We start from the raw sequence: 12589 nt of genomic DNA on the forward strand, positions 1-12589 counted from the left end.
TGCCGCCAGGCCCCACAATCACGTCATGTCGCCTTCGGGCGTAATCTCTTACGGGCGGCATTGCGCCGATTGGCGATGCGTAAAAGCGCATATTTGATCGGCAGTTCGTCGAAGAAATGCGGGTCGCGCTCGTCCAGCCATTCGCGCACCTCCTCATGGTCCGGATGTTCGGGATCGCCATAGGCATCGAGCAGTTCGTAAAAGCCGGGAACGCCGCCGCAGTCTTCCGGCGGCGCCGCGCGTTCGCCGCCGAGATAACGCGGATAGCTTGTGTCCGGATCGCCTTGCCGGATATCGGTGACAGAGACGTTCATGCGCCAGTCGTCGCCGAAGTCGTAGACATAGGTAAGAACGGTTTTGTCGTCTTTGCAGATGTCGCGCAGGCGCACCGAGCCGGCCTTGCGGCAGGGCTTATCCCCCCAATCCATGTCGTCCACGGGCGGGATATAGCGGTAATTCTCGTCGGAAAATTCCCATAAGTGATAGTCGCACCAGCCCATGAGCTGTTGGATGGTCTCGTGCAGCGCCTTGAGCGTCATGGACGTTGGCGCTTCCATTTCGCGCCAGATGGGCGGTTCGATATCTTCGAGCTCGACGCGAATGGTCGCGATTTCGTTGAAGCTTTCAAGGCCTTCGGCGGGTTTGGCAGGCGGCATTAACATGGTTCTTTCGTTCGGGCGTCCGGAGCGAATCAGCAGCTCGTCGTTTGCTTGAGTCGGAGAAAGCCATATTTCATACATGGCTTTCGCCGATTTCGACAAAGTCATCGATCTTTAGCCCGCCCCGGTATTCATGGGAAAGTTATTCGGCTCGGACGGGCCAAGACGCCTTTTTCTCTCATGGCGTGCGAGCGGACGGGAGCCTCTGTCAAATCCGCGAAGGCCCCTTCATCAAATCTCATCGTCGCTGTGGGGCGCTGAGCCGCGCCCATTCCGCTGGCTTTTGAACGTCTCCCGTGCGGCTTGGCGGGTCAACGCCTTTACGATGGCTTGCAGATGGGGCGTGATTTTCTCAGAGAAATCGTCCGTACTATGGTCGTCAGGCGCGTCCGCGGAAGAAACCTCCGGTATTTCCTTGCCGTCGCCGTTCGCGGAATCCGATATCTTCTCTGCGATCCGATCTGCCGCAGATTTGATCGGGTCATTCGCAAGATGCGCGTAGCGCGCCGTCGTTTGCACTTGCGTATGGCCGAGAAGCTTGCCGATCATGGGCAGGCCTTCGCCGACGAGGAGGCCGCGGCTGGCGAAGGAGTGGCGCAGGTCATGGAGCCGGAGGCCGTCGAGCTTGGCTGACTTTCGGATGCGCCGCCACGGGTGCTGTAGGTCCGTCAGATGCGCTCCAGGATTTTTCCCGGTAATGACGAATTCGTTGTCTTCGAGTTTCTTGATCCCTTTGAGCCGCTCTACGGCGGCGGAACCGAGGTGAACAGTCTTGGGGCCGGTCTTTGAATCCGGCAACCGAAGCTCCCGTGCGTCGAGATCGACGTAGTCCCATTTGAGGGTCATGATTTCGCCCAGGCGGCAGCCGGTGAGCATGAGCAGCCATATGGCGTCGATCGCCGATTGGGTTTCGGTCTTTTCCACTTCGGCTTGCCGCAGCGCGTCGCCGAGCTGTTTGTATTCAGCGTCCGACAGGAAGCGCTCTCGCTTCACTTCCTTGTATTTCTTGACATGCCGACAGGGGTTCGAGCCGTCGGGACGAATGCCCCAAATCTCGGCGAGATTGAACATCTTGGAGAGCACGCCAAGGGATCGATTGGCCTGATAACGCTTGTCGCGCAGGTCGTGATGGAACTTCGCGATATCGGACCGGTCGATGTCTATAACCTTGCGCGTTCCCATCTTGGGATTAATGAACAGCTCCACCGACCGGCGGTATTCGCGCTCGGTCGTCTTGCGGCAGTGCGTGGGAACATAGTCGTCGAGAAAACGCTGGCCCAACTCCTTCATGGTGGGCGACTTCCGCATGCGGGAATACTGGGCGGAGGGGTCGGAGCCTTCCTTGGCGTCCGCGATGATCCCGCGCGCTTTGGTTCGGGCCTGTTCCACGGTGATCGAGCCGTGCCGGCCGATGGTCATTTTGATCTGCCGGCCTCGGCAGCGGCATTTGACGATATAGGCCTTCCGCCCTGTCGGGTGCACGCGCACGCCGAAGCCCGGCAACTCGTCGTCCCAATGGACAACTTCGGCGGCTTCGGGCTTCAAGGAATCGACGACGCGTTTGGTAAGTTTCGGCATTGTGCGGCTCCTGATTTGCGCTTCATGCCGGAGGGTTCCAGGGACCATATAGGTACCACTTGGAGGCAAATTCGCGCTATCTGCCGCATAGTCTATCAAACTTGTTGAGTCAAAATAAGCCCGTTTATTCAGCGTGTTATGAAGTTTCCGCCACTATGGTCCAGCGTGAGAAAATTGTTGCGAATCGTTCTCATAACCTGAAGGTCGCAGGTTCAAATCCTGCCCCCGCAACCATCTTTACTTGCGATCCACCCCGCTCTCCGGCGGGGTTTTTCGTTTGCGTAGAAATCGTAAGGATTCCAGCAAGATCGCCTTGAACGTCGATCTCCACCTTGCCCTCAACAGGCGTCAGCACGATCTGATCTACCAACGAGCGAATGGTGTCCGCTGCCTCTACCCGCTTGCCCTCTTCTTCATCCTGAAGCGACTCGTAGAGCTGCTGGATGCGCTTGCGGTATTGCAGCGCCATGCTCGGGTGCAGCAGGGGCGGCGGCTCGTCAGCTTCGGCCAGGAACAGTTCCAGTTCCTTCTTCCGCTTTTCCAAGCTCACCATCTTCGCATTGAGAGCGTCGGCAGCGCCGCCTTTAAGGATCAGGTTGAGAAGGGTTTCGAGTTCCCGATCAATCTTCGCGATCTCGGCTTCCGCGGAGGCAATACCGACGCGGCCTTCCATTCGTAGGCGGTTCATCTCTTGCGTGAACACCTCGCAGAAATGGGCAAACAGCTCGGGGTCAACGAGTCTGGTGCGCAGCGCATTCAGCACGCGCGATTCCAACTCGTCGCGACGGATATTGACGCGGTTGTCGCAGGTGCCCTTGTTTCGAGCTGTAGAGCATCCGATCAGCGTTGCCGAGATCGCGGAGTACCCGCCACCACAGCATGAACATTTGGTGAGGCCCGAGAAGAGGTATTTGGGGCGCCGCCGATGATTGACGGTGCGGACATCCGTGCTTCCGTTGTCGTCGCGGGTGAGCTTGTTCTTCTCCTGCCGTGCCTTCACGGCATTCCAGAGATCGTCGTCGAGTATCCGGAGCTCTGGCGTCTCCTGGATGACCCATTCCGATTCCGGGTTGGGGCGCGCCTGCCGCTTTCCGGTGTTCGGGTCCTTTACGAAGCGCTGCCGGTTCCAGACGATCTTGCCGACATACATCTCATTATTGAGGATGCCGTTGCCACGCTTCGGGTTACCGTTGATCGTGCTGAAACCCCAGTCGCCGCCCGAAGGGGACGGAATGCCGTCCTTGTTCAGTGCAAAGGCGATGGTCTTGGCCGACTTGCCGGCGGCGTAGTCGTGGAAGATGCGGCGAACGACGGCGGCCTGGTTTTCGTTGATGGTGCGGTCGCCGCGAATGGGTTCGCCATTGGCGTCCAGCTTCTTGACCACATCGTAACCATAGGAATTGCCGCCACCCGATTTGCCAGCCTCGACACGGCCGCGCTGGCCGCGGCGGGTCTTGTCGGCAAGATCCTTGAGAAAGAGGGCATTCATTGTGCCCTTGAGGCCGACATGCAGATGGCTGACCTCGCCCTCCGACAGGGTGAACATCTTCACATCCGCATAGGACATGCGTTTGAAGATTCCGGCGATGTCTTCCTGATCACGCGAGAGGCGATCCATTGCCTCTGAGAGGATCACGTCGAAACGACCGGCCATGGCGTCGGTCATCAGAGCCTGGATACCCGGACGGATCAGCGAAGCGCCAGAGATTGCGTGGTCGGTATATTCTTCGACGACGTGCCAGCCTTGCTTTTCGGCGTGGAGGCGGCACATGCGAAGTTGGTCGGCGATGGAAGCGTCGCGTTGATTGTCGGAAGAATAACGGGCGTAGATCGCGACTTTCAAAACATGGCTCCTATCCGCATCAGGAGGTGCGCTTCCTCCTTTGCCTGGATAACGTCACTTCCTCTGCAAAGCATTCCCGTGCCGCCTGCTTTGCCAGGATGCCGACCAGACGCAGAAGGCGAGGGTCGGGAATGCCGCGCGGCGTAAACGTCAACTCCGGCTCGTCCAGCAGCAAAGATTCGAGCAGCGCTTCGCGCTCGGCTCCTGTAATCTTTGCTGTGTTTTGTGGGGCTCGCAAGGTCATAACTGACAGCATTCGTCCCATGCTCGGCATAAGCAATGGAATTTACAGGCGAACATTCGGCGGCGATCAGTATGCCGACGCGTGTCATGGCGTGCGGCGGCGTAGTCTGGCGAGCCGTGGCATAGTGAAATGACCTGTCGGAATCGATCGCTGTCGCCGTCATCTTTCGCCTCGATACTACCCCATCGGAAGCTGTTGCTTGTGGATGCGACTTTATCGTATTGTATTTAGAGATACAAGATGCCATCTTCCGACCAAGGAGAATCGCCATGGCCAACACTGCCGAACGCAAGGAATATCCGATCTCAATGCGTCTGCCCGAGGCCGATGTTGCCATGATCGATCGTGCTGCCAGCCTGCGCGGCCGCTCGCGCACCGATTTCGTGCGCGACGCCGCTGTGCGCGCGGCCGAGGAGGTCGTCATGGAGCAGGGCCTGATCCGGATGAGCCCGGAAGGCTTTGCCCAGTTCATGGATGTGCTGTCGCGTCCGGTTGCTCCTGTTCCGGAGATGGTTGAAGTGCTTAAGCGGCCTGCGCCGTGGGAGCCCGGCTACGCAGCGAAACAGTAATCCCTTGCTGCTTTCAGGACCCGAGCTGCTTTCCGCCGCCCACGATGTTTCCCAATTTTCCTGTGGCAAGCCGACGCTCGACCACTGGCTGAAGACCCGCGCGCTCTCCAATCAGCAGAAGGGCTTTACCGCCGTTCTCGTCGTGCATGAGGCAGGGCGTGTGGTGGGATATTACGGCCTTGCACCAACAGCCGTTGTGCCATCGGTGCTACCGCGCTCCATCCGGACGGGACAGCCGCCTAATCCAATTCCCTGCATGCTGCTTGGTCAGCTCGCGACCGATATCGGCTCGGCCGGGTTGGGTATCGGGACTGGCCTTGTGAAGCACGCCCTCCAACGGTGCGTTCAGGCCGCATCGCTGATCGGTGGGCGGGCATTGATGGTCAACGCCGTCGACGGGGAGGCTGCCGAATTCTGGCAGCGCCGAGGATTAGAGCCTACCAGAGATGATGAACTGGTCCTGTTTCGCTCGATCAGCGATATTGCTGCGTCGCTCCGTGAGGCTGGAAGGTGAATAGCCCCATGTTTGGTGGACGTCTTCCTTGCTAAATTGAGGCAAGGACCTGCGCCGGACATTCAAGACGGTGACCGGCAAGGCGAGGATCTCGAAGGAAATCCGCGACCGCCTCCAGAACCACGCGTTGCAGGATGCCAGCTGCGAGAAGCATGACTGCTAGGCACTACATGGTGGAAAAGCGCGCCGACATGACGAAAAGGGAAAAGTTCGTCTCCGCCACGCTTGCCAAGAAGTGCCGGAAGGGCATGCAATAGCCCGGCGTTCGACGGCACTCAGATCCTGTCTGAAAACCGATCATAAGCATCGATCCGCCGAACCGGGGGATCGACCTCATACCGATAGATTTCCGTTCTCAAGAACCGTAGTTCGGCCTCGCACTGAGCCTCGGGAACGTCAATATACCAGGCGCGCGGCTGCGGGCCGGGATCGCCGTTCCAGCGGTACCCCCGCGCTTTAAGGACATCCTTGAGGTCAAAGGGCGCGTTCTCCGCCCAGATTCGCCAAGAAACGGTACGAGCGCCGTCCAGGAGACGGCTGAGACCTGTAGCGCCAGATCGGGGCAGCCACATCGCCAACAACTCGACCGTAGCAAGACAGTCGTGCATCGCGCGGTGGCGGTCGTAGAAGAAGCCGGCGGCCTGAGCGAGATAGGCGAGTTTCGTGCCCTCGAACCCCTCTGCTGCCCAATCGATCTGGCTGAGCGAGCATGCCCACGGCTTCGTCGAGAACACGTCGTTGAATCGTTCGAGGAAGCGGCGGTCGAACGCCGCATTGTGCGCGATGACGAGCGAAGCCGGCGCTGCGAATGAGGCTACCGCTGCGGGATCAACAATCTGGCCGGCCACCATCTCGTTGGTGATGCCCGTGATCGCGGTGATTTCCGGGGCGATAGGCTTGCTCGGCTGACGCAGCCCTTGGAAGCTGTCGCCCACGCTGAAAATGGTGCCATCCAAGCCGTAGTTGAATGGTGTCATGGCGAGTTCGATGATCTCGTCGCGCTGAGGGTCGAGCCCCGTGGTCTCCACATCGACCACCAGGCCGAGGCGCAGCGGCGTGCCTGGCGGAGGAACGATGCGAGGGCGCGGTTTGAGACGCCGGATGACCCGGTAGTCTCCCGTGGCCTCCAGCGCCTGCGCCAGGGTCTCCAGATGGTCAGAAGATGTCATCGTCTGAAGCTTCGTTTACTGCCATCGGCTCCCCTCCAGCGGTATCGGCCGGAGCGAGTCGAATGTCGGCGGCTCGACCTTCTTCGTGGAACCACAAATCGACCACGGCGGTATCGTCGCTGCGCGGCCGCGGTGATGCCTCCCGCACCCTGAATGTCGTCGGGAGATTGACCGATGTTCCGAACACCAGCGCGTGCTGCCGAGGCAATGACGGCAAACGCTTCAAGACCGAATCCGAGATGAACGGCGTCATCTGCCGAATCTGAGAAAGATCGTCGGGGTTCTGGATGCGGTGAACCAGGAAATTGGAGCACTGGCTGAGAACCGTCTTGGACAGTTCACTCGGGCGTTGCGATGCCAAGAGCACGAACATGCCGTACTTGCGCCCTTCCTTGGCGATGCGCTCGAATATCTTGGTTGCGTCGATGGAAAACCGGGAGGGCGTTGAGGCAACGTACCTGTGAGCCTCTTCGAGGAGCAGATGTATCGGGAAACGGTTTCTTGGTTCCGCATGGCGAAGGAACCGAAAAAGCATGCGTGCGATGACCGCACTGACCAACTCAACGATTTCATCTTCGACGGAGTTCAGATCAATGATAATGACTTGATTGCGTTTGGTGAACGCTTCGCCAACAACCCTTCCCAGACCGACGATGTTGGTCAAGAATTCCAGATCGCTTACAGCCGCACCAACGTCAGCTCCTTCGTGACGTAAAAAGGCATATTCGGTCCTCTCCTGGAGAGATCTGAGCCGCGTGACCATGGAAGAGCAGTAATCTCGGATTTGGCGGTTGCCGTGAGCCTCCTCATAAAGGATCGCGAAATCCAGACATTCGTGCAGCTCATCGAAAGAGAACGGCGTCCGATTGTAGGCTGGTAAGGGAGCATCCTCCCGGAGCTTCTTCCTTACTTCATCCAGAAATGCCGATTGGTTGTTGCCAGAAAAATTTCCGTATTGAAAATTCGGATTGAAGCGGTTCAACAACGCCATATTCAGATCGTTCGTCGGATACTTCTGAAGAAGAGAAACGACGCGCTGAAACTTCGACACTGGGGAGTCGCCATCCGCACCTCGAAAGCACTCGATGATGCAAGTGGCGACAAAGTGCTCGCGCAGAGCCAGAGCGTCTGGCGTGTTGGCATGAAAGAGACTTGTCAGACCTAACGCCGTCCGAAGGACCGGCAGTTGCGTTCGCTCGCTCGCCTGCAAAAGCAGTTCCCACTCTGCCATTTCCAGGAACCAATGCGGCATCCGAAAGCCAGCGGTCGTCCCATCAAGGATTACGCGATGGACGCCGATGCCGCCGTCTTTTGCCAAAGGAGAAAGCGCCTCGTGATACTCGCCATTCACGTCGAAGACGATAAACGTCGCTCCGCGAGCGTGATGTTCGTCCGGTTTGCTGAAAAGGGACTGCAAGACCGAGGCGACCGTGCAGGATTTACCGCTGCCGGTATTGCCCAGGACCGCGACATGACCGCCGAAGAACTCGTTCAGACGAACTTTGACGTCGTAGTCCTCGAACACCACCGACTTGCCGATCGGTAGAACCCGATAGCGCGTGGCCCCTTCGGGTTGGCAAGCGCCGCCATCCGGGCCGACTGACGGCTCGACGGCGGTCTCGGTCTCAAAGATGCGATCGAGCTCGCCATCCAGCGCATACAGTGCGTCCGCATACAGAGACGGGAAAACCGACACACCGAAGCGGAACGCGCCGCCGCGCATCGGCAACATGCCGACGGGCACCACGTCCAGATATTTCGAGGAGCCGGCCCGGTCGAAATCGCCCCGCTCGGAAGGCGTGCTCGCATCGCGCTCACGCAGGCCGACAACCTCGACCACGACATATTCCGACTGCGACGGAATCATCAGGAATGATCCCAGTCGCGCCACATAATGCACGTCGTCGAAGCCGACGACCGTGAAGTTATCGGTGCCGACGTGCATCTCGACGACAAAGCGGTCGGCTGCAACCGAGACCACCTTGCCGATCGCCCGCTTGCGATCGTCGTGGCTCATGCTTCGCCATCCTTCGTCTCGTCGTCCCTTTTCGGCGCCAGCTCCGACAACACCTTGCGGACGGCATCATCAATCCTGTCGCTGGGGCGCTGGGGCATGAAATGCTCGACGATCATGTCGAAGTAGTGCGCCCTCGTCCCGTCGGCAGGGCCATTGCCTCCAATGATCCAAATGCGCGGATCGCGCAGCGCCCGCAGCTTGGCGATCTCTCCCTCCGTGTCGGGCGCCGCAAAGATCACCAAGCGGAAGGTCGGGATCGTCAGAGCCTGATAGATGATGTTGTTCAGGTGCTCGTCGCCGAAGGCGTAGCCGGCCGTGATGAGAACGCTCTGCTCGCGCACGATCCGGGACTGAAATTCCCGGAACAGGTCTGCGTAGGGCGAGCCGAGCGAAGAGTTCTGCTTCGCCGGCGTCGGATAGATCAGCATCTGGTTTGAGGATTCCGGCGGCCAGACCTCCTTGATCGGGAACAGGCCATGATCGTCCTCGGTCCAAGTGACCGAACCATGCAATTTGCAGAGATAGACGAAGGCGTCGACGGCGGTCCATTTGCGGCTGGCGACGTCGAGCTGCTCGGCCAGAGCATAGCGGAAGATCGCCGGGTTGAAGCGGCGTTCTACGACGCCAGAAAAACCGTTGGCATAGGGAATGCCCAGGCGATCCATCGCCAATTCGCTGAAATGATCGTAGTTGGTCGTGAACACCCAGGGCCGGGGCAAGGACCGATCGCGTAGGACCAGTTTCTTGTAGAAACGCTCGTAGAGGTCGCGCACGGTCGTGTCGCCCTCCGTGGCGAAGGCCCCTTGGGTGACACGGGTCCATAGGAAGTCCTGGACCTTCTTGATGATGCCGTCGAGAACAGCGCGATAGGGGTGAAGATCGGGATTCTCGCTCTGGCGCAGCACGAACCGTTGCGCAAACAGGACTTCCATCAAGCGTTCCAGGTTACGGCTGTAGTCCTTCGCCAGGTCGACCCCGAGCGCATCGAGATAGTCGAGTTCGTCTTTGGTTAGCCGCCACGGCGCCGGTACAGCGCCGGCTGTTGGCGGATCGCTGTAGAATCCCGCCGCGCGTGCCTCGATGGTTTCGCCGCAAAACTCCTTGGCCAGCGGCGCCATGGTCGCAATGCCGAGTTCCTTTTTGTCCTTCATCAGGGAAGAACATCCGGCGCCGAGCAGAAATGCGATATTCTTGGCGTTCATGGCCTCGGAAATCGCCTTGCGGGCGCTCTCGATCCCCTTGTTCCAGTCTAGTTCAGATGGCTCGGCATCGCCGTCTCGCAGAAACTGGAATTTTCGCTCTTCTTCGACTTCGCTCATATACCCCCGGTCCTCCCAGTTTCTTACTTGGCTGCTCTGTTCGCGCGCGCGGCTATATCAGCGCACTGCGCCATGAGCGCTTCGAACGGCTCCTCGTCGTCGAAGAGCAGTCCATCCTCAACCATGCGGGCATAGTCATCCTCCAACGCCTTCGCGCCATCGCCGACCGGCACGAGTTGCAAGCCGCCGCTGACAGCCGCTGCATAGTCGATCGGCGTGCGGTCGGCGGCCTTCTCTGCGAAGAACATCGACTTGTGCCGAGCGACAGCGTTGGCCAGGTCGCGATCGGCAAAAGCGGCTTCCGCGAAGCCGGCTTCGTCCAGTCGGACAACATCGTGCCAATGTCGCGCGAAGCGGTCGCCGCGCAGCCGCTCCTGGAGGCAGAAGACGTGGATGGCGGTCGCCTTCTCCCAGAACGTCCGCTCCGCGTGCATGACGCGCGGCCGCGCCGTCGGGAAGAGCAGCCCCTCGATCAGGCCGGTCGCGTCGCAGACGACGTCGCGCAAGCTCGCGGGTTCGCCCGTCGAGCGCGCGCCGAACTCCAGCATGACGCTTGGAGCCACATAGCCGGACCCGGCTGCGGTCGCCTCATAGTCGATGAAGAGCTTCTCATCCTCGACGCGGACGGCCGCCGCCAGACCTTCGGCGGCCAGTCCGGTCTCGATCACAGGCTGCACGGTTTCCGCGACCCATGCCGGTAACCGCCGACGGACCTCGCTGGACCAGCGCTTTTCCTCGCTTCGTGTCTTCGGCAGACCCTCGCCATTGTCCCCAACCAGATCGGGCGCAATCGCCCGAATGTCGTAGGTCAGATCCACGTCCTCCGAAAACCGGCGAATGACCTGATAGGCTTTCGACAGCGACGTGCCGCCCTTGAACACCAGATGCTCGCCGAGCGGTGCCGCGTAGAGGGTCGCCAGCGCCCACACCACCCACACATCCTTTTCGAGAAGATGGGTGGGACGACCCGAACGGTCGGCGACGACGCCCAACGCGTCACGCCGATCCTCGGCCGAAAGCTGGAGAAAGACGTCAGCCATAGGCCGCCTTTCCGACGCTCTGTGCGAGCCATGTCGGAAACTGCGGCGCGGCGGCGACCAGTTCGCCGAACACGCCGGGCGGCATCTTCCGTTTCAATGTCGTGAGCGCGGCCTCCGCCCTTTCGGGGCCGAGCCAGGCCAGCGCCCGCACGGCCTCCCCCGCCGGGCGGTTGGCCAGGGCCAGTTGCCAGCGCGGCGCGTGCCGCAATTCGACGACCTGCTTGCCGAGGTGCATCTTTCGACTGCGCCCGGAGGTCAGATAGACCGAGCGGACGGGCACCTGCGTCGTCAAGCCAAGCGCGTTCGCCGCGGCGGCGCCGTTCGAGACGATGATCTCCCCCTTTTGGGTCGCGAGGGCCTCGACAGCCTGCTCGACCGACGGTGCGCGCGTGCCAAACCGACTGGTGATGGGGCGCAGATAGACGCCACGACCGGCGCGGATGAGCTGCCCGCGCTCAGACAGACGCGACAATGCCTGATCCACGGCCGCCCGGTTTCCAAGGTGGAGCAGGCCCTTGGCGGACACGGGGACGCCTTCGGGCAGTCCCGTCGCATGGGCCAGAATTTGTTCGGTCAGCCGTGTCATCGTCTTTCTCCTGTCGGAAATATATGCGAGTTTCTGACAGTTTTCAAGGAAGTCCGGATAGGGGAACGCCTTCCCCTGCGGCCGAGCCTTGGTCTCTGCCTACCCCTTCTGCGGGGAGATCCCCGCAACGCCCCCTTCAGAGTGAGAGTGCGGACGGATTTTCCGTGACGGGTTGAGGGCTGGAGGAGAGACTTCCGGCGCCCGTCGCGGAGATCATCCCGATGGCCAGACACGATCGCAGCCCCGCGCAAGGTGGCGGACGCAGCAACCTTTACGCCGACATCACCAACAAGATCATCGCCGAGCTGGAGCAAGGCCGGCTACCCTGGGTCCAGCCCTGGGGTGCGTCGCCCGATACCGCCCCGCTGGGCCTGCCGAGAAATGCTTCAACCGGCAGGATCTATTCCGGCATCAATATCCTGATCCTCTGGGGAGCTGTCATCCAGCACGGCTTCCCCGGTCAGGCGTGGCTGACTTTCCGCCAAGCCCTTTCGCTTGGCGGCAATGTCAGAAAGGGCGAGCGTGGCACCACCGTTGTCTATGCCGACCGTTTCACTCCCGAGGACGAGATACGCCGTGCCCGCGAGACGGGTGAGGATGCGCATGCCATACCGTTCCTGAAGCGGTTCACGGTCTTTAATGCCGCACAATGCGATGGCCTTCCCGATGACATCACGGCAGTCGCGCCGCCACCGCCGCCGGGCCTGATCGAACCTCGGGTCGAGGCGCTGATCCATGCCACCGGCATCGACTTCCGCATTGGCGGCGATCGCGCCTTCTACATGCCCTCGTTCGACTATGTGCAGGTGCCGCCTCCGCAAGCCTATTTCGAGCCTATCAACTGGCACCGCACAGCCCTGCACGAGCTGGGTCACGCCAGCGGCCATCATAGCCGCCTCAACCGCGATCTGACCGGCTCGTTCGGCTCGAAGAAATACGCTTTCGAGGAGATGATTGCCTTATCTTGACAGTCTGCACCGATTGTCAGTGTCCTGCTTGACGTCGATGCAACAGGACTGACGGAGGCGTTATCCGGGCCGGCCGCAGCGCT

The 12589-nt window shown here is 60.3% G+C and carries 11 protein-coding genes and 2 pseudogenes; 4 read left to right on the forward strand and 9 right to left on the reverse strand.

Translation table 11 applies throughout. The features are described from left to right. Positions 1 to 23: 23 nt before the first annotated feature. The 4 genes from FHS78_RS18765 to FHS78_RS18780 form a co-directional block, all read right to left on the reverse strand. Entirely contained in the window at positions 24 to 656 is a 633-nt protein-coding gene (locus FHS78_RS18765) for a plasmid pRiA4b ORF-3 family protein (protein WP_089413325.1), read from the reverse strand. 234 nt (positions 657 to 890) lie between these two features. After that, a complete protein-coding gene (locus FHS78_RS18770) occupies positions 891 to 2237 on the reverse strand; it encodes a site-specific integrase (RefSeq protein WP_089413270.1) in 1347 nt (448 codons plus the stop codon). Positions 2238 to 2427: 190 nt separating this feature from the next. Further along, on the reverse strand, positions 2428 to 4080 hold the full coding sequence (locus FHS78_RS18775; protein WP_167095990.1) for a recombinase family protein: 1653 nt from the start codon (positions 4078 to 4080) through the stop codon (positions 2428 to 2430). Positions 4081 to 4099: 19 nt separating this feature from the next. Then, the gene (locus FHS78_RS18780) at positions 4100 to 4336 is read right to left on the reverse strand and encodes a hypothetical protein (RefSeq protein ID WP_229825708.1); all 237 of its coding nucleotides are present in this window, start codon (positions 4334 to 4336) and stop codon (positions 4100 to 4102) included. Between the two features lie 257 nt (positions 4337 to 4593). Between FHS78_RS18780 and FHS78_RS18785 the strand changes: the two genes are divergently transcribed. From FHS78_RS18785 to FHS78_RS19725, 3 genes and pseudogenes are all read left to right on the forward strand, one after another. Continuing rightward, the gene (locus FHS78_RS18785; RefSeq protein WP_066478980.1) at positions 4594 to 4893 is read left to right on the forward strand and encodes a type II toxin-antitoxin system TacA family antitoxin; all 300 of its coding nucleotides are present in this window, start codon (positions 4594 to 4596) and stop codon (positions 4891 to 4893) included. A gap of 4 nt (positions 4894 to 4897) precedes the next feature. Further along, positions 4898 to 5407 carry a GNAT family N-acetyltransferase gene (locus tag FHS78_RS18790; protein WP_066478979.1) on the forward strand — a complete coding sequence of 170 codons (510 nt, stop codon included), beginning with the start codon at positions 4898 to 4900 and terminating at the stop codon, positions 5405 to 5407. 43 nt (positions 5408 to 5450) lie between these two features. After that, a pseudogene (locus FHS78_RS19725) lies at positions 5451 to 5664 on the forward strand (site-specific integrase); the annotation flags it as partial. 18 nt (positions 5665 to 5682) lie between these two features. On the opposite strand, the gene FHS78_RS18795 reads toward FHS78_RS19725, so the two are convergent. From FHS78_RS18795 to FHS78_RS18815, 5 genes are read right to left on the reverse strand one after another with little or no spacing between them, the layout of a single operon-like run. Further along, complete coding sequence (locus tag FHS78_RS18795) at positions 5683 to 6576, reverse strand: 3'-5' exonuclease (RefSeq protein ID WP_015740125.1); 894 nt, start codon at positions 6574 to 6576, stop codon at positions 5683 to 5685. Further along, positions 6563 to 8593, reverse strand: a complete 2031-nt coding sequence (locus tag FHS78_RS18800; protein ID WP_066478977.1) for an ATP-binding protein — start codon at positions 8591 to 8593, stop codon at positions 6563 to 6565. Before FHS78_RS18800 ends, FHS78_RS18795 begins: the two co-directional genes overlap by 14 nt. Further along, complete coding sequence (locus FHS78_RS18805; protein ID WP_131389676.1) at positions 8590 to 9912, reverse strand: SIR2 family protein; 1323 nt, start codon at positions 9910 to 9912, stop codon at positions 8590 to 8592. Before FHS78_RS18805 ends, FHS78_RS18800 begins: the two co-directional genes overlap by 4 nt. A 23-nt stretch (positions 9913 to 9935) precedes the next feature. Next, a complete protein-coding gene (locus tag FHS78_RS18810; RefSeq protein ID WP_066478947.1) occupies positions 9936 to 10952 on the reverse strand; it encodes a nucleotidyl transferase AbiEii/AbiGii toxin family protein in 1017 nt (338 codons plus the stop codon). Further along, a complete protein-coding gene (locus tag FHS78_RS18815) occupies positions 10945 to 11538 on the reverse strand; it encodes a DUF6088 family protein (RefSeq protein WP_066478941.1) in 594 nt (197 codons plus the stop codon). The genes FHS78_RS18810 and FHS78_RS18815 overlap by 8 nt, the downstream gene beginning before the upstream one ends. A gap of 221 nt (positions 11539 to 11759) precedes the next feature. Between FHS78_RS18815 and FHS78_RS18820 the strand changes: the two are divergent. Next, positions 11760 to 12497: pseudogene (locus FHS78_RS18820) on the forward strand (ArdC family protein); the annotation flags it as partial. Positions 12498 to 12589 lie beyond the last annotated feature (92 nt).

The sequence above is a fragment of the Parvibaculum indicum genome (genome assembly GCF_011762095.1).
Lineage (GTDB): Bacteria > Pseudomonadota > Alphaproteobacteria > Parvibaculales > Parvibaculaceae > Parvibaculum > Parvibaculum indicum.